We start from the raw sequence: 21,877 nt of genomic DNA on the forward strand, positions 1-21,877 counted from the left end.
CAGGAGCCTGCGGGTTTTCTGTTTTGACGCAAGCCCGATCTGCGTGCCGCCCAGGCTCATCGTTTGCCCGGTTTGGTGTGGGGTTGCAGCGCCTCGTGCAGCAGGCGTGGCAGCATGGCGAGCATACGGGTGGCCTGCAGGCTGGGCGCAAAAGCCCGGGCCTGGTAGCTGTACAGCGACATGGGTGCCAGCTCGTGCAGCTCCAGCGTCACCATCTGCGCAGGGTCCAGCCCGCGCGCCGTCAAAAAATCCACCACCGTCCAGCCCATGCCCAGGCGCACCAAGTCCAGCGCCAGGCGCGAGGTCTGCACCTGAATGCCTGGCCCCGCGGGGGACCCGAGCCGTTGGGCAATCTCGTCAATCGACTGGCGCATGGGATCGTCGCCCACCAGCCGTATTACGGGCACCTGCGCCAGGCGTGCACCAGGGCTTGCTGTGCGGGGTGCCTGCCCCCACACCGATGCCGCCACGGCCAGAAAAAGCTGGCCGCTCACCAGCAGGTCGCTGGCGACTTGCGGGTGCGGGTGCTTGTAAAAGCCCAGCCCAAAGTCCACGCTGCGGGTGAGCAAGGCTTGCGTCATCTGGTCCTGGTGAATGGTGCGCACTTCCACGCCGACTTGCGGGTGCTGCGCCGCGTGGTGGTGCAGCAGGCGCGGCAAGAACTCGTGGGTGATAGACGGAATCGCCGCCAGGCGCACATCCCCTGAATCACTGGCCGCCAGATTGCGCGCTGTGCGCTTGAGGGCATCGAGCTGGCGGTAGATGCCCGTGGACTCGGTCGCCAGCACCTGGGCTTCCGGGGTGGGCGTCAACCCCGAAGGGGTGCGCAGAAACAGGCGATAGCCCAGTTGCAGTTCGGTGTGCGCAATGGCCTTGCTGACCGCAGACGGGGTGATGCACAGCAGGCGGGCAGCGGCACTCATGTTGCCCGTCTGAAGCACGGCCTGAAAGACTTCCAGTTGGCGCAGATTCATGGGAGGTCGGCTTCAGTCTCAGGCTGTACGGGTAAACGAGAAGTATGAGTGCAGTTCACAAGGGTGGGTTAATTATTCCACTTGCTTGTGTCTTGGTTTCTCATAGGATGCGGCACCGTCCTACAAGGGCGGGAGGGCAAAAGCCGCAATCGGCAGGCCCCGAAATCATCCGGAGACTTTTTCATGAACATTACCTCTTCGTCATCCTCCATCACCCGCCGCTGGTTTGCGGGTGTGGTGCTCTCGGCTCTTTCTGCAGTGGCCATGGCCCAGGCGGCCAAGCCCCACGTTGTCGTTCTGGCCACGGGCGGCACCATCGCCGGTGCAGGCGCATCGGCCGCCAACAGCGCGACCTATGCCGCTGCCAAGGTGCCTGTGGACAAGCTGCTGGCAGGCTTGCCAGAGCTGGCCAGCGTGGCCAAGGTGTCGGGCGAACAGGTCTTCCAGATCGCCTCTGAAAGCTTCACCAATGACCACCTGCTCAAGCTCGGCCAGCGCGTCTCGGCCCTGGCCAAGCAGGCCGATGTGGATGGCATCGTCATCACCCACGGCACCGACACGCTGGAAGAGACAGCGTACTTCCTGAACCTGGTGGTGCGCACCGACAAGCCTATCGTGGTGGTGGGCTCCATGCGTCCCGGCACAGCCCTGTCGGCCGACGGCGCGCTGAACTTGTACGACGCTGTGAGCGTGGCTGCCAGCAAGGACGCCGCTGGCAAGGGCGTGCTCGTCACCATGAACGACGAAATCCAGAGCGGCCGCGATGTGAGCAAGACCATCAACATCAAGACCGAGGCCTTCAAGAGCCAATGGGGCCCCCTGGGCATGGTGGTGGAAGGCAAGAACTACTGGTTCCGCGCCCCTGTGAAGCGCCATACCACACAGTCTGAGTTCAACATCGACGACATCAAGGCACTGCCCGCTGTGGACATCGTGTACGGCTACGGCAACATGAACACCACCGGCATCGAAGCCTACGGCAAGGCTGGCGTGAAGGCGCTGATCCACGCTGGCACGGGCAACGGCTCGGTGGCGGCCCAGGCCGTGGAATCGCTCAAGACCCTGCGCGGCCAGGGCGTTCAGATCATCCGTTCGGCCCGCGTGCCTGACGGCTTTGTGATCCGCAACGCCGAGCAGCCTGACGACAAGTACGACTGGGTGGTGGCCCACGACCTGCGCCCCCAAAAGGCCCGCATCCTGGCCATGGTCGCTCTGACCAAGACCAGCGACAGCAAGGAACTGCAGCGCATTTTCTGGGAGTATTGATCTCCTGATCCCGGTGCACAGGTGCTACCTGTGTGCTCGGGCGGAAGCGGTGTGACGTACGCATCCTCACGCAACTTCCCATTCCAGGCCGGAGCTTCACAAGGGCTCCGGCTTTTTGCTTTTTGTCGATTCAAGACGGTATTGGGTCGCAGTGCGCGGGCCCCATCTTCCGCACACCGGGCGCGGCGCATCGGCTGCGCCGTAAAATCAAGGGTTACACCTGCGTCGGCCCCGCGCGCCCAGCAACGGCACGTGGCCCCGCATGGCCTTTTCACTCTTTCCAATTGCCCTCGGCCCTGGCTTGTGCCAGCGGGCCACTCCAAGCCATGTTGACATTCCAGCAAATCATTTTGAAGCTGCAGTCCTATTGGGACGCGCAGGGCTGCGCCCTCTTGCAACCGTATGACATGGAAGTGGGTGCAGGCACCTCGCACACCGCCACCTTCCTGCGCGCCATCGGCCCCGAGCCCTGGAAGGCTGCCTACGTGCAGCCTAGCCGCCGTCCCAAGGACGGCCGCTACGGCGAGAACCCCAACCGTCTGCAGCACTACTACCAGTACCAGGTGGTGCTCAAGCCCGCACCAGCCAACATCTTGGAGCTGTACTTGGGCTCGCTCGAAGCCCTGGGTTTTGACCTGAAGAAGAACGACATCCGCTTTGTGGAAGACGACTGGGAAAACCCCACGCTCGGTGCCTGGGGCCTGGGCTGGGAGGTCTGGCTCAACGGCATGGAAGTGACGCAGTTCACCTACTTCCAGCAAGTGGGCGGCATCGACTGCAAGCCAGCCACCGGCGAGATCACCTATGGCCTGGAGCGCCTGGCCATGTACCTGCAAGGCGTGGACAACGTCTACAACCTGCAGTGGACCGATACCCTGAAGTACGGCGACGTGTACCACCAGAACGAGGTGGAGCAGTCCACCTACAACTTCGAGCACAGCGACGCTGACTTCCTGTTCACCGCGTTCAACGCGCACGAAAAGCAGGCCAAGTACCTGATGGAGCAGCAGCTCGCGTTGCCCGCCTACGAGCAGGTGCTCAAGGCCGCGCACAGCTTCAACCTGCTGGACGCACGCGGTGCCATCAGCGTGACCGAACGCGCTGCCTACATCGGCCGCATCCGCAACCTGGCCCGTAGCGTGGCCCAAAGCTACTACGACAGCCGCGAACGCCTGGGCTTCCCCATGGCTCCGCGCGAGTGGGTAGAGCAAATGCCTAAAAAGGCTGCCTGATGATTCTGGAAGTGGCCACCCTGCAGATCAAGCCCGGCCAGACGGCCGCGTTTGAGCAGGCCTTTGCCCAGGCGCAGCGCATCATTGCGTCCATGCCTGGATACGAAGGGCACGAGCTGCAGCACTGCCTGGAAGACGACCACCAGTACGTGCTGCTGGTGCGTTGGGCCACCCTGCAAGACCACACCGAGGGCTTTCGTGGCTCTCCCCAATACCAGGAATGGCGCGCGCTGCTGCACCATTTCTACGACCCCTTTCCCACCGTGCTGCACTACCGCACGGTCACGCCGTCTTTGAGCTGATCGATTCCATGACTACCCAAAACCTCCTCGTTGAACTGTTTGTGGAAGAGCTGCCCCCCAAGGCACTCCAGAAACTGGGCGATGCCTTCGCCACCGTGCTGGGCGACCAGCTCAAGGCCCAGGGGCTGGCCAGCGCCGCCTCGGTGGTCACGCCTTTTGCTTCGCCCCGCCGCCTGGCTGCGCACGTTAGCGCTGTGGCTGACAAGGCCGCCGACAAGGCCGTGCAGCAAAAGCTGATGCCCGTGACCGTGGGCCTGGACGCCAGCGGCAACGCCACCCCCGCGCTGCTCAAAAAGCTGCAGGCGCTGGGTGCCGATGTGTCCAACCCCGCAGCCGCCGTAGCCGCGCTCAAGCGTGCCCAGGACGGCAAGGCCGAAGCCCTGTTTTACGACAGCGTAGTGCCCGGTGCCACGCTGCAAGCCGGTCTGCAAAAGGCCTTGGACGAAGCGATTGCCAAGCTGCCGATTCCCAAGGTGATGAGCTATCAGCTCGAAACCGATTGCGAGCTGCCCGGCTGGACCAGCGTGAACTTTGTGCGCCCCGCACACGGCCTCGTGGCGCTGCATGGCAGCACCGTGGTGCCCGTGAAGGCGCTGGGCCTCACGGCTGGCAATAGCACCCAAGGCCACCGCTTTGAAGCCGCTGTGTCCCCCGTGGTATTGGCAGATGCCGATAGCTATGCCGCTACGCTGCAAAAAGACGGCGCGGTGATTGCCTCTTTTGCCGAGCGCAAGGCTGAGATTGCCCGCCAGCTGGCCGCTGCCGCCGCCAAGGTCGGCAACGGTGCCCGCCCCATCGAAGACGAAGCCCTGCTGGACGAAGTGACCGCGCTGGTCGAGCGCCCCAATGTCGTCATCTGCCAGTTTGAAGAGCAGTTCCTGGGTGTGCCGCAGGAGTGCCTGATCCTCACGATGAAGGCCAACCAGAAGTACTTTCCGCTGCTGGACGCAGCAGGCAAGCTGACCAACAAGTTCCTGGTGGTCAGCAACATCAGCCCCGAAGACACCAGCTTTGTGACCGGCGGCAACGAGCGCGTGGTGCGCCCGCGTCTGGCCGATGCCAAGTTCTTTTTTGATCAGGACCGCAAGAAGACACTGGCCTCGCGCGTCGAGGGCCTCTCCAAGGTCGTGTACCACAACAAGCTGGGCACGCAGGGCGAGCGTGTGGAGCGCGTGCGCGCCATCGCCAAGGCCATTGCCACACAACTCGGTGACGCCGCTTTGGTGGCCGATGCCGACCAAGCCGCTTTGCTGGCCAAGACCGACCTCGTGACCGACATGGTGGGCGAGTTCCCCGAGCTGCAGGGCATCATGGGTGGCTACTACGCCCTGAACGATGGCCTGGGCGAGACTGTGGCAAACGCCATTGAAGACCACTACAAGCCCCGCTTTGCGGGCGACGCGCTGCCGCGCAACACGGCAGGTGTGGTGGTGGCCCTGGCCGACAAGCTCGAAACCCTGGTGGGCATGTTCGGCATTGGCAACCTGCCCACGGGCGACCGCGACCCGTTCGCACTGCGCCGTCATGCGCTGGGCGTGATCCGCATGCTGGTCGAGAAAGACCTGCCACTGGATTTGAACGCGCTGCTGGCCGGTGCCGTGCCCGCCTTTGGCGACAAGATCACCGACGCATCGGCGCAGCTTGCCGACTTCATCTACGACCGCCTCGCAGGCAGCCTGCGCGAGCAGGGCTACAGCGCGCAAGAAGTGGACGCCGTGCTGGCCCTGCGCCCACAGCGTCTGGCCCTGGTCGAGAAGCAACTGGCGGCAGTGCGCGCCTTTGCCGCCTTGCCCGAAGCCCCTGCACTGGCAGCCGCCAACAAGCGCGTGGGCAACATCCTGAAAAAGGCCGAGGTCGAAGGCCCCGTGGATGCGCATGTGAACCCCGCGCTGCTTCAGGAACAGGCCGAGAAGGACTTGTTTACCGCGCTGCAGCGCTTTGTGCCTGAGGCCAATGCACAGTTTGACGCGGGCGACTACACCGCCAGCCTGCAGACCCTGGCTGTGCTGCGCGCACCGGTGGATGCGTTCTTTGACGATGTGATGGTGAACGCCGAGCAGATGGACCTGCGCCTGAACCGCCAAGGCCTGCTCAAGACGCTGCACGAAGCCATGAACCGCGTGGCCGACCTGTCGCGTCTGGCGGCCTGATTCCCGGGTCTGCTAGGCTGGAGACCCACCATGCCCGGAGGTTCCACCATGAAGCTCGTCATCCTTGATCGCGACGGCACGCTGAACACGGCGCTGGAAGACTACGTCACCAGCGCAGCCGAATGGGTGGCCGTGCCGGGCGCGCTGGAAGCCGTGGCCCGCCTCAACCATGCGGGCTGGCATGTGGTGGTGGCCACCAACCAGCCGGGCCTCGGCCGGGGGTTGCTGGATGTGGTGGCGCTCAACGCCATCCACGCCAAGATGCACCGCCTGATGGCCGCCGCCGGGGGGCGCATCGACGCAGTGTTCTACTGCCCCCACACCGCTGAAGAGGAATGCACCTGCCGTAAGCCCGCTCCGGGCCTGCTGGAGCAGATTTGCGAGCGCTATGGCGTGGAAGCGCAGGATGTGGTGGTGGTGGGCAATTGCCTGTCGCACCTGCAGGCCGGTGCTGCGCTGGGGGCCCAGCTGCATGTGGTGTGCACCGGGCAGGCCGCGGGTTTAACGCCAGGCCAGCCGCTGCCTGCAGGCTGGCCGCAGGGTTGCACCGTGCATGCCAGCCTGGCGCAGTGCGTGGAGCTCCTGCTGCCTGCGCTGCCCACATCGCCGCAGCCCGCGCCCACACCGAACGCGGTGGCTTGATACTATAAAAATAATAGCTTCCTGCGCTTGATTCATGGGCGCTGGAGGCCGGAAAGACTGAAAACTATGGCGCTAATCCGATCCATCATCCACATGCTGTGGATGGCCGTTACTGTGGTGCCCTACACGCTGGCCATCCTGCTGGGCTCCTTGTTCGGGGCGCGGGGCACGACGCTGTACCGCATTGCCCGTGCGTGGCTGTCGCTGTGCATCAGCGGGGCGCAGGTGTTGCTGGGCATCCGCTACCGCGTCTCGGGCATGGAAAACCTGCCCCAGGACAAGCTCGGCGGCGCGGTGCTGCTGGTCAAGCACCAGTCCACCTACGAGACCTTTCTGATGCCCGCGATCATGCCGCACCCGCTGGCCTATGTGTTCAAGAAAGAACTGCTGTACGTGCCGTTTTTCGGCTGGTCCATCGGGCGGCTGGACATGATCCACATCGACCGCCAGGCCCGCGCCAAAGCCTTCCACAAGGTGGTGCAGCAGGGCAAGGCGCTGCTGGCCAAGGGCGTGTGGATCATCATGTTTCCTGAGGGCACGCGCGTGGAGCGCGGACAAAAGGGCCAGTACAAGAGCGGCGGCACCCGTCTGGCGATTGACACCGGTGCGCCCGTGATCCCGATCGCCGTGACCTCGGCCAAGGTCTGGCCGCGCAAGGCTTTCATCAAGCGCCCGGGGGTGGTGGATGTGTCCATCGGCAAGCCCATTGCCTCGCAAGGTCGGCAGGCAGACGAGCTGATGCGCGAGGTGGAGGATTGGATTGAGGCAGAAATGCGCCGCCTCGACCCCGAAGCCTACCCCGCAGCCCCAGCGGCACCATCCGGCACTACCAATCCTGCCTCGGCCCCCGCGTCCGGCGGCCCGGCGGCAGACTGAAGGCAGGCACGGCGCAATGAACCGCCTGGTGCAACTGGCCCTGGACCTGTTTGACCCCCAAGGCGGGGCGCGTGGGGCTGCGGCTGCGCCGGGGGCTGAGCCCACGGAAACGCCTTTTGTTGCGCCCGCAGGCTCTTTGGAAGCAGGTAACAAGGCACCTGATACAAAGCCCAAACGGCCTCCAACGCCCGGCAAGAAAGCGCGGCCAGCTCCTGAAAAGATAGCGGCACCTGCAGTCCCTTTGTCTTCCTTGCTGGCCCCGGCGGAGTTTCGTCACCCCCAGGCCAACCGCGAAGTCTTGCTGGGCGATGCGCTGGTGGCGTACGCGCTGCACCGCTCGCGCAGGCGCACCATTGGCTTTTCGGTGGCGGCGGATGGCCTGTCGGTGCGTGCGCCCACCTGGGTGAGTCTGTCTGCCGTGGACACAGTGCTGCGTGAGCGCAGCGCCTGGGTGATGACCAAGCTGGTGCAGGCCCGCGACCGCCAGCAACGCCTGGAAAGTGGCCGCATCTGCTGGGCGGATGGTGCCACGCTGCCCTACCTGGGCCAGCCGCTCCAGGTGGTGCTGGACCCAACCCAGAGCCGCAGTGGCAAGGGCGGAGTGCTGGTGGCTGCAGCCCCTTGCGCTGGTGTGAATGGAGCGGATGCCCCTGCAAGCCCCGCAAACGCCGTAAACCCTGCCACCCCTGCAGCCCCCGCACGCCTTTTCATCGGCCTACCCGCCGATGCCACGCCCGCGCAAATCCGCGACGCGGTGCTGGCATGGCTGATGCGCGACGCGCGCCGCCACTTCATCGAGCGGCTGGACCACTTTGCCCCGCTGCTGGGTGTGCAGTGGACCAGCCTGCGCCTGTCCAGCGCCGAAACCCGCTGGGGCAGCGCCAAGGCCGATGGCTCCATCCGCCTGAATTGGCGGCTGCTGCATTACCGCCCGGCCGTGATTGACTACGTGGTGGCCCACGAACTGGCCCACCTGCGCGTAATGGACCACAGCCCCCGCTTCTGGAGCACCGTGGCCACCGTGGTGCCCGACTACCCCGCGCTGCGCGACCACCTGCGCGAGGAGCCTGCCCCGCTGTGGTGAGCCGGTTTTTTTGACCCCCTTGAAAGGACTGAACGGATGACCACACCTGCTTCCCCCATCCCCGCTGACGGCTACGCCGGAGACGTGACCCCCGTACTGGCCTGGCAGTGGGTGCAAGACGGCAAGGCCGTGCTGGTGGACGTGCGCAGTTCTGCCGAACTGGAATGGGTGGGCCGCGTGCCCGGTGCTGCCGCCGTGCCCTGGAAGCAGTGGCCCGGCATGGCCATGAACCCCGACTTTGACGCCCAGCTGCGCGCTGCCGTGCCCCAGGGCCAGAGCGCAGTGCTGCTGTGCCGCAGCGGCGTGCGCTCCATCGCCGCCGCCAAGCGCGCCACCGAACTGGGGCTCGTGGCCTACAACATCCTGGAAGGCTTTGAAGGCGACCCGGACGAGAACGGCCAGCGTGGCAAGAAGGGCGGCTGGCGCTTTCATGGCCTGCCATGGCGGCAGGGTTGAAGGGCCGCCGCCCCGTAGCCCCGTAGACATCAGTTGCTCCTTAAACGATAGCTGCTTGCGCTTGTTTTATAAGCGCTGGAGCCTGATTCGGCACTTTATCCAGCGCTGCTTCGTGCATCTGTGTGCAGTCTTTGTGCGGCCTGTGTGTGCTGCGTCATGCACGCGACACGCAAATGTGTCTTGGTGTATCCGGTGTTTCAGAGCCGTTTCCAAAACTCGGGATAATCCGCGCCATGACATTTCTGGCCATCGACGTCGGCAACACCCGCCTCAAATGGGCGCTGTACGACGCTCACCGCCCCGGTGCCGCACTGATTGCGCACGGCGCCGAGTTCCTCGACAACATTGACCGCCTGGCCGAAAGCAGCTGGGCCCAGTTGCCCGCCCCTGATCGCATGCTGGGCTGTGTGGTGGCCGGAGACGCCGCCAAGCGCCGCGTGCAGGAACAGATGGAGCTGTGGGATGTGACGCCCCAGTGGGTCGTTTCATCCAACGAAGAAGCCGGGCTGGTCAACGGCTACGACCATCCCTCGCGCCTAGGCTCTGACCGCTGGGTGGCCATGATTGGTGCGCGCCACCATGTGCTCCAGCAGGGTGCGGCCCGCCCCGCGGTGCTGGTGATGGTGGGAACGGCGGTGACGGTGGAATGCATCGACGCAGAGGGCAAGTTCCTCGGCGGCCTGATCCTGCCGGGCCACGGCATCATGCTGCGGGCGCTGGAGACAGGCACTGCCGGCCTGCATGTGCCCACGGGCGAGGTGCGGCAGTTTCCGACCAACACCAGCGACGCATTGACCAGTGGCGGTACCTACGCCATTGCCGGTGCGGTGGAGCGCATGTACCAGCACCTGCTGCAGCACACGGGCGCGGAGCCCGCCTGCATCATGACCGGCGGCGCAGGCTGGAAGATGGCCCCCAGCATGACCCGTCCTTTTGAGTTGGTGGACAACCTGATTTTTGACGGCCTGCTGCAGATCGCGTCGCGTCGGTTTGGGGGCTGATTCTGTTTTGGGCCAACGAAGGCTGAGAAGGTGCTTCCCGGAGATTCACCTAGAACCAGTCGTGGCATCGATGTGCAGCTAGCTCTCGCTGGATTCAGGGTTGGCTTCGTATCTGAGCCACCCTGCAGTCGTAGAGCCTCTTCCAATTCGGTCTTTCGGATGTGTTCTGCCTTCGTTGACGGGCACTTCCGCGAAGTCAAAAGGACTCATCCCTTCAATGCATGCCACATTGACTCCGTATTGGCCTGGCGATGAGCGACGCTGGTGGAAGGTGTAAATACCGCACTTCGAGCAGAAATAGTGCTTGGCCTCTCCCGTATTGAACGTGTACAGGGTGAGTGCTTCATTCCCGTGAGTCACCTGAATGTCGTCTAGGTTGGCTGATACCGCTACTGCACCTCGCATCCGACAGTAAGAGCAGTTGCATCTGCGGGCTGTTCTCAGGCCATCTGTTAAACGCAAAGAAAACCGCACAGTCCCGCAATGACATGCGGCTTCATACAGGGGCCGTTCTGGGATAGTGGTATCGGTCATTTGCCATTTTTCCTGATGAAGGAATATGTTGGACTGACTGCAGTGGGCCCTGAGCAGTCCTCCATGTCAACGCCCCAGAGTTGCCATTCAAGGCGATGTTGGCAGACGCTGTAACATTTCCTTCACTGGACTAATTTGGACCGAAACCGTTAGCTAAAGCCAGCGGGTTGGGTAGTCCAAATTGCGTTAGCTGCCACCGTGCCTGCTAATGGGCGTTTGCATTTTCTAAATAATCACCTAATGCATGAAATACACGATCTACCTGTCAGAGGAAGACAAAAAGCAGCTTGAATTCGAGGTGGTTTCGCAGGAATTGCGCGTTCACCTTACCCGACTCATCGAGAGGAACGACAGCTTTTCTCGGGACTGCTTTTTCAATCAAAACTGGATAGTGAATCGATCGCGCACGCTGCTTGGGAAGTCGATCTACGTGCTTGAGGCGGACGACTGGGGCGCTTATGAAAACGTGGAATACGCTTGGCACAACGGTGAATACGAGTTGTGCTTGCGGCGGCTTGATACGCTCAGGCTAATCGAACTGTTGTGCGAGGTGATTGAGAGGAAATGGCTGGATGTGTCGATGCTGAATCGTCTTCTTGAACGCGAGCGCTCCTCGTTTCGGTTTCGCGAAGAGTTCGGGAGCGTGAACGTGGAAGTCTTCCCGATCGAACAGCTCGAAGAAGATGAAACCTCTCAGACCGAGCATCCAAACATCCGACTCCTCGTGAGGAGAATGTCCACTGCTTTAGAGAGTTGTGACTATTCCGCCGTTTTACACGCTAGCGCGAGTATTTTTGAGACGTTGGCTAAAGACGTGGTAGCCACACCGGGCGTCCAGAATCAGACCCTTGGCTCGTTTTTTGCGCGATACCAGAAAGACTCGCAGCTCCCAGCAGAACTGCAGACAAAGATTCTTGCTGTATACGAGGCCCGAAACAAAACGCCTCTCGCAGGTCACGGCAGCACTCAATATCCTTCCGTCACAGCTCAAGATGCTGTGACCCTGACGGAGCTTACGAAGGCCTTTGTTCGGATCGAGTATGCGCTTCAAAGCCAGTCGGCGGCGAAGCCGTAGTCGCCGACGTGTGTATGCGGTGCCAGCTACTAGGTCGTTCCACTCGGACACGCTGCGGCATTGCGCCAGTCAACTCAAAAGAGTGACCGCTTCGTCTCGTCCCCACTGGCAGTTACTGGCCGATAGTACGCGTTCGCCGTAGATTCCTGGATGAGAACGCCGCTGCCTAGTGATCGCTATCACTGGGCGACGTGTCGCAGACACTATTGCCTGTTAACAGATCCCGACTTGGTGCGTTCGGTGCGTTTTGCGGAGGTGAAAGCCTCACACCCGCCAGCCGCCAAGGCAGGGTGCTCATTCAGCTTTCTTCGTGCAGCTCTGCGCGCGCCATCTCCACATGCAGCTCTTCCATGGCGTCCAGTGGCTCGCACGCAGCAGCCCGTTCGTACAGGGCCGTGGCCTCGTCCATGCGCTCTTCCCCTTCCAGCATCACCAGCGCATTGGCGTAGTCCACCATGCCGATGGCTGAGCGTGGATGAAGCGCCAGCGCCTGCTCGAACATCTGCAGCCCGACCTCCTTCTTGGCTCCGTAGGTCATGCCGCCAATCAGTGCGCCCACCTTGTCGATGACCTCGGCGTGGAAAGTGCCCAGGGCGATGCGCGCTTCTACATGCTGGGGGCAGAGTTCAATGGCCTTTTCCAGCGATTCCTTGATTTGCTGGCCCAGCCCCTGGGCCAGTGCCTTGGCTACGCTGATGCCTTGGCAGTAGCGGCCCAGGGCGTAGGCGTTCCAGTACCACGCATTGGCGTACTGCGGGTTGGCTGCCACTTGGGCGCGTGCCCGCTCGGCCATTTGCAGAAACAGGTCCAGCCGCGTCTGCTCGCGGGGCTCCAGATAGGTGGCATACACCCCCGTAGCCTTGTTGGCCACGGTGATGCCAGCGCCGCCTGCGGCCAGGCCTGCGGCGGCCGCCTGCTCAAACTCACCATTGTGAAAATGCACCCAGGCCTGCAGCGCGGCTGGGTCGTCGGGCAGGGGCTCCGCATCACCCAGGTGCAGCGCGCTCCACTGCTGTTGCACACGCAGCGCGTCCCAGCCATAGCGGTCGGTGTGGGGGAAGGGTGTCCAGTGGGCCATGGTGTGTCTCCGGGATAGTGGCTCGCGATGGGAGAAGGATAGTGGAGTGATAGCGCTCTGGCGGCACCTGTCAATCGGCGGGCACCGCATAGGCGGTGACCAGGGCCTGCAGGTGGGCGCGCTGGGTCGGCTCCAGAAAAGGCATGACCAGCATCAGCACATGCCGAGCACCGCGCAGCAGGGCTTGCTGCGCGTTGTCAGGCTCCAGGGCATGGCGCGGGTCGCGCACGTATTCGTAGCTCAGCCAGTAGGTCAGCACCACCACCATGCTGGTGGCAGTCGCGTCGCGGGAGTCCGCATCCATCTGCAGCGCCTGGGCCCGTTCCATGCCTGTCAGCAGTTTGCGCAGTGCGGCTTCCTTGCGGCTCAGCAGGGCCTGCAGATGGGTTTCGAGCCGCCGGTTTTTGGAGAGCAGGTCATTGAGATCGCGGTACAGAAACCGGTATTGCCAGATCAGCTCGAACAGCGTGTGCAAAAAGAACCATGCATCCTCCACATCGCCCACGCCTTCGCTGGCCTGCAGCAGTTCGTTCAGCGCGGCCTCGTAGCGGTCAAACAGCGTGTTGACCAGGACATCCTTGGCGGGGTAGTGGTAGTAGAGGTTGCCGGGGCTGATGCGCAGCTCGGCAGAGATGAGGGTGGTGGACACATTGGGCTCGCCGAACCGGTTGAACAGGTCCAGCGTCACTTCCAGAATGCGTTCCGCTGTGCGGCGCGGAGCCTTCTTTGCCATGGATGTGCCCCTCTTGTTGTGCTTGGTGGCTCGGGTGTCTCCATGGGGTTGGGCCAGCCAGCGCTGGCATGCCTTGCTACCGCAACGCTTGGGCGCAGCACGCCGCTGGCCTGCGGGGCGCAACCCCATGGGCCTACTCTAACCCAGCCCAGATTGCTGCAGTGCGGCATACCCCAGAAGGCTGCTGAGGGATTTCCCAGGGGCGTCCCGTGCCATCGCTGGGCATGCCTTGCACGGGCTCGCCTTTCTGGCCCACCTTGGCGGGTGTCAGCTGCTGCTGGGCTTGCGCGCGCGTGCGCTGGGCTTTTTGACGGGCGTGGCGTGGACCGCTTTGCCTGCAGTTTTGCCGGGCGCCTTGGTCGTAGCCTGGGTGCTTCGCGGTCCTGCGGCCTTTCGGGCCTGTGCCAGTTCCGCGGTCAGTGCGTCAATGCGGTCGTGCAGCGCCTGCAGATCCCGCGCGGTGGGTATGCCCAGGCGCCCCAGGGCTTTGGCCACGCGGTCCTCAAAAATCGTCTCCAGCTTGTCCCACTGGCCCGCGGCGCGTGAGCCGATCTCGTTGGCGGCGCTGGTCATGCGCTGCGTGGCCTCGCTGATTTTTTCCTCGGCCACGGTCTGGGTTTTGCGCTGCATGTGCATGCCTTCCTTGACCAGCGCCTCAAACACCTTGCCCCCCTCTGCCTGGGCCTTGGCAAAAGCCCCCAGGCCAGCTAGCCAGATTTGCTGGGCCGAATCTTTGACGGCATCGGCCAGAGGAATGTCGGAAGGGTTGTCGCTGCCGAACGGGAACGTCTTTTTGGTTGCCATGAAAAGCCTCCTCGGAGATGGGGAATGAGCATGCCCACTGTAAAACCGTTGCGGCAGATGGACCTAGAGGTTCCGGTCTAGATAGGGCCGCGTACGTCTCAACCTACCCAAGTAGGCAGGGCAGCCAAACTTCCGTTACAAGCCTGCGGGCAGGGGTGGGATAATCCTCCGCTTCGCCAGCAGGCGTATCACCACAGCCCTTCCTATGATTTTGGTAACTGGCGGCGCCGGCTTCATCGGCGCCAACTTCGTGCTCGACTGGATTGCCCACACCGACGAGCCCGTGGTCAACCTCGACAAACTCACCTACGCAGGCAACCTGCACAACCTAGCCAGCGTGCAAGGCAACCCCCGCCACATCTTTGTGCAGGGCGACATTGGCGACTCGGCCTTGCTCGCCCGCCTGCTGGCCGAGCACCGGCCCCGTGCCATCGTCAACTTCGCGGCCGAATCGCATGTGGACCGATCCATTCACGGCCCCGAAGACTTCATCCAGACCAATGTGGTCGGCACCTTCAGGCTTTTGGAGGCCGCAAGGCAATACTGGCAAGCGCTACCAGCTATCAAAAAAGAAGCGTTCCGCTTCCTGCATGTCTCCACCGACGAGGTTTACGGCACCCTGTCGGCCACCGACCCTGCCTTTACCGAAGAAAACTCCTACGAGCCCAACAGCCCGTACTCGGCCAGCAAGGCTGCCAGCGACCACCTGGTGCGCGCCTGGCACCACACCTACGGCCTGCCGGTGCTCACCACCAACTGCAGCAACAACTACGGCCCGCTGCACTTCCCGGAAAAGCTCATCCCCCTCATGATCGTCAACGCCCTGGCAGGCAAGAACCTGCCCGTGTACGGCGACGGCATGCAGGTGCGCGACTGGCTGTACGTGCGCGACCACTGCAGCGCCATCCGCCGCGTGCTCGAAGCCGGCCGCCTGGGCGAGACCTACAACGTGGGCGGCTGGAACGAAAAGCCCAACATTGAAATCGTCAACACCGTGTGTGCGCTGCTGGACGAACTGCGCCCCCGCGCTGATGGCCAGAGCTACCGCACCCAGATCACCTACGTGACGGACCGCCCCGGCCACGACCGCCGCTACGCCATCGATGCCCGCAAGATCGAGCGCGAGCTGGGCTGGAAGCCTGCAGAAACCTTTGACACCGGCATCCGCAAGACCGTGCAGTGGTACCTGGACAACCCCGAGTGGGTGGCGCAGGTGCAATCGGGCGCTTACCGCGAATGGGTGCAAAAGCAGTACCAGGGTGCTGAATCTGCTGCATCTGCAAAGGCATCTGCATGAACATCCTGCTGTTTGGCAAAGGCGGACAAGTCGGCTGGGAGCTGCAGCGCAGCCTGAGCGTGCTGGGCACCGTGACCGCGCTGGACCACGACAGCGCAGACCACTGCGGTGATTTCTCCCACCCTGAAGGCGTTGCCGCCACGGTGCGGGCGCTCAAGCCCGACGTCATCGTCAACGCCGCCGCCCACACCGCGGTGGACAAGGCCGAGAGCGAACCCGAACTGGCCCGCCTGATCAATGCCACCACGCCCGGTGCCATCGCGCGCGAGGCCGCGCAGCTGGGCGCATGGATGGTGCACTACAGCACCGACTACGTGTTTGACGGCAGCGGCACAACGCCGTGGGTGGAGACCGATGCCACCGGCCCGCTCAGCGTGTATGGCCGCACCAAGCTCGAAGGCGAGCAGCTCATCCAGCAAGCCACGCCACGCCACCTCATCCTGCGCACCAGCTGGGTGTATGCCGCGCGCGGCGGCAACTTTGCCAAGACCATGCTGCGCCTGGCGCAAGAGCGCGAACGCCTCACGGTCATTGACGACCAGTGGGGCGCACCCACCGGTGCCGATTTGCTGGCCGACATCACCGCCCACGCCATCCGCCATCTGGCGCAGCACCCCGAGGATGCGGGCCTGTACCACGCCGTCGCTGCGGGCGAGACCACCTGGAATGGATACGCAAAATACGTGATAGCGCAAGCGCAGAAAGCGCAGGCAGCTCTCAAAATCGTAGCAAATGAAGTCGCCCCGGTGCCGACCAGCGCCTTCCCCACGCCCGCCGCGCGCCCCCACAATTCGCGCCTGAACACAAGCAAGCTGCAAACCACCTTCGGCATCACGCTGCCGCACTGGCAGACCGGCGTGGCGCGCATGCTCACTGAAATTCTGGGAACACCATGACCGCACGCAAAGGCATCGTCCTCGCCGGGGGCTCCGGCACCCGTCTGCACCCGGCCACGCTGGCCATCAGCAAGCAACTGCTGCCGGTGTACGACAAGCCCATGATCTACTACCCGCTCAGCACCCTCATGCTGGCGGGTATCCGCGACATCCTCATCATCAGCACCCCGCAGGACACCCCGCGCTTTGAGCAACTGCTGGGCGACGGCAGCCAGTGGGGCATCCGCCTGCAATACGCAGTGCAGGCCAGCCCTGACGGCCTGGCCCAGGCCTTCGTGATTGGCGAGCGCTTTCTGGACGGTGCCCCCAGCGCGCTGGTGCTGGGCGACAACATCTTCTACGGCCACGACTTCCACGAACTGCTGGGCAACGCCATGCAACGTGAGCAGGGTGCCAGCGTGTTCGCCTACCACGTTCACGACCCCGAACGCTACGGCGTGGCCGAGTTCGACGCACAGGGCAAGGTGCTCTCCATCGAAGAGAAACCCAAGGCCCCCAAATCCAGCTACGCCGTTACCGGCCTGTACTTCTACGATAGCCAGGTGGTAGAGCTCGCCAAGAGCCTCAAACCCTCCGCCCGCGGCGAATACGAGATCACCGACCTCAACCGCCTGTATCTGGAGCAAGGCCAACTCAACGTCGAAATCATGGGCCGGGGCTACGCCTGGCTGGACACCGGCACCCACGAAAGCCTGCTGGAGGCGGGGCAGTTCATCGCGACCCTGGAGCACCGCCAGGGGTTGAAGATTGCCTGCCCGGAAGAGATTGCGTGGCGCTATCAGTGGATTGACAGTGCCCAGCTGGAGAGCTTGGCCAAGCCGCTTACAAAAAGTGGGTATGGGCAGTATTTGATGCGGATTTTGCGTGAAACGATCTATTGACCCCGTGCGTTTTGACAGCTCATGCAAAATTTGAGTGAAATCTTAGCGTTGCGGGTTCGCGGCGGTTTGACGTTTCAGAAACAGGGTCTATTGGAAGAGGCTGAGGCTGCCTATCGTGAAGCCCTGTCTCAGGCTCCTTGCCACCCGCTCGTACTCCATTTGCTGGGCACTGTCCTTGGTCAAAGGGGGCAATGGTTTGAAGCGATTGAATTACTGCAGCAGAGCCTCCGAATTCAGCCCGCAGACCCTAAAGCCTGGAACAATTTGGCCACTGCTTTTCTGGATGCGGGTGAGTGTCTGAGCGCTCGCGAAGCGGCGGAGCGCGCCTTGACTCTTGCGCCCGACTACCCTGCTGCTCGGCTCTCTTGGGCAAGCGCTTGCTACGGTTCAGAAAGATATGCCGAAGCGTTGACGGCTTTCGGTGCGTTGGCAACCAGCAGCTCGCAGCATGAGCCACTTGCTTGGCCTGGAATGTGGCGCTCAGCTGCAGCCGTGTGTGATTGGTCTTCTTGGGAAAAAGCACAGGCGGCCATTAAGTCAATGCTTTCCCAGGGAAAAATGGTGCTCTCGCCGTTCGACTCTCTGTTGTTTGCGGATGACTCGTTTCTACACCGGCAATGCGCTGAGGCTGTGGTTGAGCAAACACTCAAGCGCGAGGTGTTTGCTTCCTTGTCAGAGGTGACGTGTTCCGACAAAGGAGTCAAAGCATCCAGGATAAAGCTGGCGTACCTCTCGGCAGACTTCCACGAGCACGCAACTGCGTACCTGATGGCAGAATTGTTTGAGCGTCACGACAAGAGCAGATTTGAGACCATTGCTGTGTCATTTGGTCCGGATGACGATTCCCCTATGCGGCATCGTTTGCTTAAAGCGTTTGACCAGTTTTGGGATGTGCGCTTGAACACCCCTCAAGAGGTAGCTCGTCGCATGCGTGAGGCTGAGATAGATATTGCTGTAGACCTCAAAGGCTTTACCCGAGACGCGCGTCCGTCCATTCTTTTGCACAAGCCCGCACCTGTGGTTGTTAGCTACCTGGGATATCCCGGGAGCATGGGTTCTGGGGCTTACGACTATCTCGTGAGTGACCCGGCTGTCACCCCCGTGCAGCATGCTCCGCTTTACGCAGAGCAGCTGGTGCAAATGCCTTGGTCCTACCAAGTCAATGACACTCAGCGACCTATTTCGTCCGAAATTTCACTAAAGACCCAAGAGGGATTACCTGAAGAAGGTTTTGTGTTTGCAGCGTTCAATAACGTAGCCAAGATCACTCCTGTGTTTTTTGCGTCTTGGATGCGTTTGTTGCATGAGGTGCCTCGCAGTGTGCTTTGGATGATCTGCAATCACGAAGAAGCTCGCACCAATCTTCGCCGCGAGGCGTTAAAGCATGGGGTCGATACGACCCGGTTGGTTTTTGCGCGACGTGTTTCTCTGGCTCAGCACCTCGCCCGCCACGCCCACGCCGACCTGCTGCTCGATAACCTGCCCTACAACGCCCACACCACCACCAGCGACGCCCTCTGGGCCGGTGTCCCCGTGGTCACCTGCATGGGCCAGGCCTTTGCGGGCCGCGTGGCTGCCAGTCTGCTTCACGCTGTGGGTTTGCCTGAACTGGTGACCCACTCACTGCCCGAGTACGAAGCGCTGGCCTTGCGTCTGGCCACGCAGCCGCAAGAACTGCAGCGCTTGCGTGCCCACCTGAAGGCCGTGCGTTCCACTGCACCACTGTTTGACACGGAGCGCTTTACGCGGCAGCTTGAATCAGCCTATGTGCACATGCATGAGCGCCGCCTGCAGGGCTTGCCGCCCGAAGGCTTTGCCGTGCCCGAAACGCCCGGTGCTGCCATGCTGCCTTTGCGCTCTGTGCCTCCTTCACTCCAACCTGTTCCACAGCCCTCCTCATGAACGTCATTCGCACAGCCATTCCAGAAGTCGTCATCATCGAACCCAAGGTGTTCGGAGACGCCCGAGGCTTTTTCTTTGAAAGCTTCAACCAGAAAGCCTTCAACGAAGCCACTGGCACCAGCCACCCATTTGTGCAGGACAACCACAGCCGCAGCGCACAGGGCGTGCTGCGTGGGCTGCACTATCAAATCCAGCAACCCCAGGGCAAGCTGGTGCGGGTGGTGCGTGGCGCGGTGATCGACGTGGCGGTGGACATTCGCAAGAGTTCACCGACCTTTGGCCAGTGGGTGGCCGAAGAGCTGAGCGAAGACAACCACCGCCAGCTGTGGGTGCCACCGGGCTTTGCGCACGGGTTTGTGGTGTTGTCCGAGATGGCGGAGTTTCTCTACAAGACGACTGACTACTACGCACCCGCTCACGAGCGCTGCATTGCCTGGAACGATCCGACGCTGGCCATTGACTGGAGGCTGGACGGTCGCCAGCCTCTGTTGTCCGCCAAGGATGCGCAGGGTCTGCCTCTTGCGCAGGCCGAGTTGTTCGCCTGAGGGTGTGCGGCTTCTGCGGCTAGTGCCTGGGGCTTGGACGGGAATCGGCGTGAACCCCCTGAACCTTTCATGCTGAGCCTGTGAAGCGCAGCGTGAGGCTTTGATGAACTTCCCCTGAGCCGGTCGAAGGACTCAGTCCCAAGGGGTATTCGCATTTCAAAGAGGCCCGCTTTTTTACAGGCCTTCCATCCCAGCGCTACGTTTGTCTTCCTGGCAAATCACTGCCCTAGGGTCTGCTGGGCAGCCCGGTACAACGCATCCGAGCTGAACTGGCGGTTCTGCGGGTCGAGCGAGAAGATGTTGTGACCGCGCTCCACCCGCTGCCCCTCCCAGCGCGGCTCCATGAAGAAGGACAGAAATGCAGCGCCCCGCCGCTCGTGGGCCTGCAGCGTCTTGCGCCATTCGCTCGCATCCATGGACTTGAGAGGGTGGAACTCGGTCACGCCATAGGGTTGCGGCCCGGTCCGGGTGGTGTGCAGGCGCTGCCGTTGTGCATACCAGGTGCCGAACGAGTCGCCATAACTGGCCTCTCCGTACAGACTGACTCCCATGCGGATGTCCTTCAATCCAGCCAGCGATGTCTCTACCGCAAACTTTTGCGCGTCCCATCCGGGGTTGGCAAATGGCACGATCTGGTGGGTGTAGGTGGGCGTATCGCGCAGACATGATGGCTGCACCACAGCTTCGCCAAATTCCTGGATGTACTGCGCCACCTGCTGGGCGCGGAAGGCATGCCACAGGGGCACCAGGGGGTTGTAGTAATAGGAGCTGAGCGGGGCAGGGCTGTCAATATGCACTTGCCAAGGGGCAGCGGCGGGCAGCGGCACTGCTGCTGGCAGCAGGCCGCGCATGGGCTGCTCCAGCGGTGTGGTCTGTTGCCGGTCCATCACGGCGATATGGCGGGAGCCCAGGGACACCAGGGGCTGCAGGTCTTCCTCCAGATAAAAATCCAGTCGATGCAAGCCGGTGGGCCATGAGCGGAAATCCAGGTCCACCCGCCAGCCCGTGTTGGCATCGCCAAATTCGGGCTTGGCCTGCAGCACGTCCTGGCGGCTCAGGTGGATGGGGGCACGCCCGGCGAGTTCTCCGTTGCGGTACACCAGCACCTGGGCACGGCTGCCCGGTGCGCGGTGGGCGCGAAAGGCCCAGCCCGATACCGGCAGCACGCCTTGTGCATACGAATCGATGTGCTCATTGAAGTGCGCCAGCGGTTCGGTGCGGATGTCTTTGGAAGGGGGAACAATGGCATCCCAGGCTACAAAGTGGCCGCCCACGGCCTGATTCAGTGCCTCCAGGGTGTTGAAACGGGTGCGCAAAAAGTCCCGGAAGCCTGCGCGGGACGCCGGGCTGTAGTCGGTGACACGGTAGGGGCTGCCAAAGCCCATGCCCTGTTCAAAGTCTGGAAAGTAGTGGTGCACCTCACCCAGCAGGGTGACTGCCCTGATCTTGCTGCGGTGGTGGGGCTCCAGCGCGCACAGGGCGTTGACCATGGCCGAAGCGGCTTGTCTGCGCCGCAGGTTGACTGGGGCCTCGCGGTCTGCAATGTTCCAGTAATACACCGGCTCGCCGTAATACGTGCCAGCGGCCATGGGGCCTTCCCGGGTCTGGGCCAGGTTGCGCGGGTCTGCCGCCAGGGCCTGCTCCAGGGGCGCGTGGGAGGCGAAATGGGTGGCAAACAGGTACACCACCACGGGCCGCTCGCTGTCACGCACGGTGCGGGCCAGCTGGTTGACCCGTGCGGTGTCAATCTGCCAAGCACCGTTTTGCTCCTGGAAGAGCTGCAGCAAAGGCACAGGCAGGGTGTAGCCCAGTTCCCAGTTCTCTGGTGTTTTTGCGTTGGTGGGGGCCAGCTCCTTCAACGTGGATTCCACCAGCGCCGCCGCTGAGCCTGCTGCCGGATTGCACTGCTTTTGCAGCGATGCGGGCTGCTGTGCGCTGGCTGAGGGAAGGATGCAGGGCTCAATCACACCGATCATCGGTGCCAGCAAAAGGGGGCGTTGCGATGGCAGTGGGCCCCCCGGTCGCGTCAGATAGGCATGCAGTTTCCACCCCCCGGCGCCCAGTCCTCCCAGCAAGCCAGCGGCTACGGCATGAAGCCACCAGCCTGAACGCAAAAAAGTGGGGGTAAGAGTCATGGGACGCAGGGTCA

General features: G+C 62.7%; 21 protein-coding genes. 15 read left to right on the plus strand and 6 right to left on the minus strand.

What is annotated here, in order from left to right; translation table 11 throughout:
• Positions 1-56 precede the first annotated feature (56 nt).
• Positions 57-974, minus strand: a complete 918-nt coding sequence (locus tag AACH87_RS03550) for a LysR family transcriptional regulator (protein WP_338797353.1) — start codon at positions 972-974, stop codon at positions 57-59.
• Positions 975-1,157: 183 nt separating this feature from the next.
• Between AACH87_RS03550 and AACH87_RS03555 the strand changes: the two genes are divergently transcribed.
• The 9 genes from AACH87_RS03555 to AACH87_RS03595 all read left to right on the plus strand — a co-directional run bounded on the left by AACH87_RS03555 (position 1,158) and on the right by AACH87_RS03595 (position 9,983).
• Complete coding sequence (locus AACH87_RS03555; protein WP_338797354.1) at positions 1,158-2,240, plus strand: type II asparaginase; 1,083 nt, start codon at positions 1,158-1,160, stop codon at positions 2,238-2,240.
• Positions 2,241-2,566: 326 nt separating this feature from the next.
• Positions 2,567-3,472 carry a glycine--tRNA ligase subunit alpha gene (glyQ, locus tag AACH87_RS03560; protein ID WP_338797355.1) on the plus strand — a complete coding sequence of 302 codons (906 nt, stop codon included), beginning with the start codon at positions 2,567-2,569 and terminating at the stop codon, positions 3,470-3,472.
• On the plus strand, positions 3,472-3,774 hold the full coding sequence (locus tag AACH87_RS03565) for an antibiotic biosynthesis monooxygenase (RefSeq protein WP_338797356.1): 303 nt from the start codon (positions 3,472-3,474) through the stop codon (positions 3,772-3,774). Before glyQ ends, AACH87_RS03565 begins: the two co-directional genes overlap by 1 nt.
• Before the next feature lie 8 nt (positions 3,775-3,782).
• Complete coding sequence (gene glyS, locus AACH87_RS03570) at positions 3,783-5,924, plus strand: glycine--tRNA ligase subunit beta (RefSeq protein ID WP_338797357.1); 2,142 nt, start codon at positions 3,783-3,785, stop codon at positions 5,922-5,924.
• A 48-nt stretch (positions 5,925-5,972) separates the two neighbouring features.
• Positions 5,973-6,566 (plus strand): D-glycero-beta-D-manno-heptose 1,7-bisphosphate 7-phosphatase, encoded by a 594-nt coding sequence (gmhB, locus tag AACH87_RS03575; protein ID WP_338797358.1) that lies wholly within the window; start codon positions 5,973-5,975, stop codon positions 6,564-6,566.
• A 66-nt stretch (positions 6,567-6,632) separates the two neighbouring features.
• Complete coding sequence (locus AACH87_RS03580) at positions 6,633-7,442, plus strand: lysophospholipid acyltransferase family protein (RefSeq protein WP_338797359.1); 810 nt, start codon at positions 6,633-6,635, stop codon at positions 7,440-7,442.
• Between the two features lie 16 nt (positions 7,443-7,458).
• A complete protein-coding gene (locus tag AACH87_RS03585; protein ID WP_338797360.1) occupies positions 7,459-8,526 on the plus strand; it encodes a SprT family zinc-dependent metalloprotease in 1,068 nt (355 codons plus the stop codon).
• Positions 8,527-8,562: 36 nt separating this feature from the next.
• Complete coding sequence (locus AACH87_RS03590) at positions 8,563-8,982, plus strand: rhodanese-like domain-containing protein (protein ID WP_338797361.1); 420 nt, start codon at positions 8,563-8,565, stop codon at positions 8,980-8,982.
• A 233-nt stretch (positions 8,983-9,215) separates the two neighbouring features.
• Complete coding sequence (locus tag AACH87_RS03595; protein ID WP_338797362.1) at positions 9,216-9,983, plus strand: type III pantothenate kinase; 768 nt, start codon at positions 9,216-9,218, stop codon at positions 9,981-9,983.
• Between the two features lie 78 nt (positions 9,984-10,061).
• On the opposite strand, the gene AACH87_RS03600 is transcribed toward AACH87_RS03595, so the two are convergent.
• A complete protein-coding gene (locus tag AACH87_RS03600) occupies positions 10,062-10,517 on the minus strand; it encodes a GFA family protein (RefSeq protein ID WP_338797363.1) in 456 nt (151 codons plus the stop codon).
• 244 nt (positions 10,518-10,761) lie between these two features.
• Between AACH87_RS03600 and AACH87_RS03605 the strand changes: the two genes are divergently transcribed.
• Positions 10,762-11,592, plus strand: a complete 831-nt coding sequence (locus AACH87_RS03605; protein ID WP_338797364.1) for a hypothetical protein — start codon at positions 10,762-10,764, stop codon at positions 11,590-11,592.
• Positions 11,593-11,890: 298 nt separating this feature from the next.
• On the opposite strand, the gene AACH87_RS03610 is transcribed toward AACH87_RS03605, so the two are convergent.
• The 3 genes from AACH87_RS03610 to AACH87_RS03620 all read right to left on the minus strand — a co-directional run bounded on the left by AACH87_RS03610 (position 11,891) and on the right by AACH87_RS03620 (position 14,207).
• Positions 11,891-12,670, minus strand: coding sequence for a hypothetical protein (locus AACH87_RS03610; RefSeq protein WP_338797365.1), 780 nt, complete (start codon positions 12,668-12,670; stop codon positions 11,891-11,893).
• Positions 12,671-12,740: 70 nt separating this feature from the next.
• The gene (locus tag AACH87_RS03615) at positions 12,741-13,403 is read right to left on the minus strand and encodes a TetR/AcrR family transcriptional regulator (protein ID WP_338798839.1); all 663 of its coding nucleotides are present in this window, start codon (positions 13,401-13,403) and stop codon (positions 12,741-12,743) included.
• Positions 13,404-13,670: 267 nt separating this feature from the next.
• Positions 13,671-14,207 carry a phasin family protein gene (locus tag AACH87_RS03620; protein WP_338797366.1) on the minus strand — a complete coding sequence of 179 codons (537 nt, stop codon included), beginning with the start codon at positions 14,205-14,207 and terminating at the stop codon, positions 13,671-13,673.
• Between the two features lie 205 nt (positions 14,208-14,412).
• Between AACH87_RS03620 and rfbB the strand changes: the two genes are divergently transcribed.
• The 5 genes from rfbB to rfbC are packed head-to-tail and all read left to right on the plus strand — an operon-like array spanning position 14,413 to position 19,728.
• A complete protein-coding gene (gene rfbB, locus AACH87_RS03625; protein WP_338797367.1) occupies positions 14,413-15,504 on the plus strand; it encodes a dTDP-glucose 4,6-dehydratase in 1,092 nt (363 codons plus the stop codon).
• Positions 15,501-16,400 carry a dTDP-4-dehydrorhamnose reductase gene (rfbD, locus tag AACH87_RS03630; RefSeq protein WP_338797368.1) on the plus strand — a complete coding sequence of 300 codons (900 nt, stop codon included), beginning with the start codon at positions 15,501-15,503 and terminating at the stop codon, positions 16,398-16,400. Before rfbB ends, rfbD begins: the two co-directional genes overlap by 4 nt.
• The gene (gene rfbA, locus AACH87_RS03635) at positions 16,397-17,281 is read left to right on the plus strand and encodes a glucose-1-phosphate thymidylyltransferase RfbA (RefSeq protein WP_338797370.1); all 885 of its coding nucleotides are present in this window, start codon (positions 16,397-16,399) and stop codon (positions 17,279-17,281) included. The genes rfbD and rfbA overlap by 4 nt, the downstream gene beginning before the upstream one ends.
• A 21-nt stretch (positions 17,282-17,302) precedes the next feature.
• The gene (locus AACH87_RS03640; protein WP_338797371.1) at positions 17,303-19,183 is read left to right on the plus strand and encodes a tetratricopeptide repeat protein; all 1,881 of its coding nucleotides are present in this window, start codon (positions 17,303-17,305) and stop codon (positions 19,181-19,183) included.
• Complete coding sequence (gene rfbC, locus AACH87_RS03645) at positions 19,180-19,728, plus strand: dTDP-4-dehydrorhamnose 3,5-epimerase (RefSeq protein WP_338797372.1); 549 nt, start codon at positions 19,180-19,182, stop codon at positions 19,726-19,728. Before AACH87_RS03640 ends, rfbC begins: the two co-directional genes overlap by 4 nt.
• Positions 19,729-19,946: 218 nt before the next feature.
• On the opposite strand, the gene AACH87_RS03650 is transcribed toward rfbC, so the two are convergent.
• A complete protein-coding gene (locus AACH87_RS03650; protein ID WP_338797373.1) occupies positions 19,947-21,863 on the minus strand; it encodes a hypothetical protein in 1,917 nt (638 codons plus the stop codon).
• Positions 21,864-21,877 lie beyond the last annotated feature (14 nt).

This window comes from Acidovorax sp. DW039, from assembly GCF_037101375.1.
GTDB lineage: Bacteria > Pseudomonadota > Gammaproteobacteria > Burkholderiales > Burkholderiaceae_C > Acidovorax.

Bases quoted from the DNA above. Each gene is read 5' to 3' on its own strand.
- AACH87_RS03550 (WP_338797353.1), bottom strand. From the start codon at position 974: ATGAATCTGCGCCAACTGGAAGTCTTTCAGGCCGTGCTTCAGACGGGC.
- AACH87_RS03555 (WP_338797354.1), top strand. From the start codon at position 1,158: ATGAACATTACCTCTTCGTCATCCTCCATCACCCGCCGCTGGTTTGCG.
- glyQ (WP_338797355.1), top strand. From the start codon at position 2,567: ATGTTGACATTCCAGCAAATCATTTTGAAGCTGCAGTCCTATTGGGAC.
- AACH87_RS03565 (WP_338797356.1), top strand. From the start codon at position 3,472: ATGATTCTGGAAGTGGCCACCCTGCAGATCAAGCCCGGCCAGACGGCC.
- glyS (WP_338797357.1), top strand. From the start codon at position 3,783: ATGACTACCCAAAACCTCCTCGTTGAACTGTTTGTGGAAGAGCTGCCC.
- gmhB (WP_338797358.1), top strand. From the start codon at position 5,973: ATGAAGCTCGTCATCCTTGATCGCGACGGCACGCTGAACACGGCGCTG.
- AACH87_RS03580 (WP_338797359.1), top strand. From the start codon at position 6,633: ATGGCGCTAATCCGATCCATCATCCACATGCTGTGGATGGCCGTTACT.
- AACH87_RS03585 (WP_338797360.1), top strand. From the start codon at position 7,459: ATGAACCGCCTGGTGCAACTGGCCCTGGACCTGTTTGACCCCCAAGGC.
- AACH87_RS03590 (WP_338797361.1), top strand. From the start codon at position 8,563: ATGACCACACCTGCTTCCCCCATCCCCGCTGACGGCTACGCCGGAGAC.
- AACH87_RS03595 (WP_338797362.1), top strand. From the start codon at position 9,216: ATGACATTTCTGGCCATCGACGTCGGCAACACCCGCCTCAAATGGGCG.
- AACH87_RS03600 (WP_338797363.1), bottom strand. From the start codon at position 10,517: ATGACCGATACCACTATCCCAGAACGGCCCCTGTATGAAGCCGCATGT.
- AACH87_RS03605 (WP_338797364.1), top strand. From the start codon at position 10,762: ATGAAATACACGATCTACCTGTCAGAGGAAGACAAAAAGCAGCTTGAA.
- AACH87_RS03610 (WP_338797365.1), bottom strand. From the start codon at position 12,670: ATGGCCCACTGGACACCCTTCCCCCACACCGACCGCTATGGCTGGGAC.
- AACH87_RS03615 (WP_338798839.1), bottom strand. From the start codon at position 13,403: ATGGCAAAGAAGGCTCCGCGCCGCACAGCGGAACGCATTCTGGAAGTG.
- AACH87_RS03620 (WP_338797366.1), bottom strand. From the start codon at position 14,207: ATGGCAACCAAAAAGACGTTCCCGTTCGGCAGCGACAACCCTTCCGAC.
- rfbB (WP_338797367.1), top strand. From the start codon at position 14,413: ATGATTTTGGTAACTGGCGGCGCCGGCTTCATCGGCGCCAACTTCGTG.
- rfbD (WP_338797368.1), top strand. From the start codon at position 15,501: ATGAACATCCTGCTGTTTGGCAAAGGCGGACAAGTCGGCTGGGAGCTG.
- rfbA (WP_338797370.1), top strand. From the start codon at position 16,397: ATGACCGCACGCAAAGGCATCGTCCTCGCCGGGGGCTCCGGCACCCGT.
- AACH87_RS03640 (WP_338797371.1), top strand. From the start codon at position 17,303: ATGCAAAATTTGAGTGAAATCTTAGCGTTGCGGGTTCGCGGCGGTTTG.
- rfbC (WP_338797372.1), top strand. From the start codon at position 19,180: ATGAACGTCATTCGCACAGCCATTCCAGAAGTCGTCATCATCGAACCC.
- AACH87_RS03650 (WP_338797373.1), bottom strand. From the start codon at position 21,863: ATGACTCTTACCCCCACTTTTTTGCGTTCAGGCTGGTGGCTTCATGCC.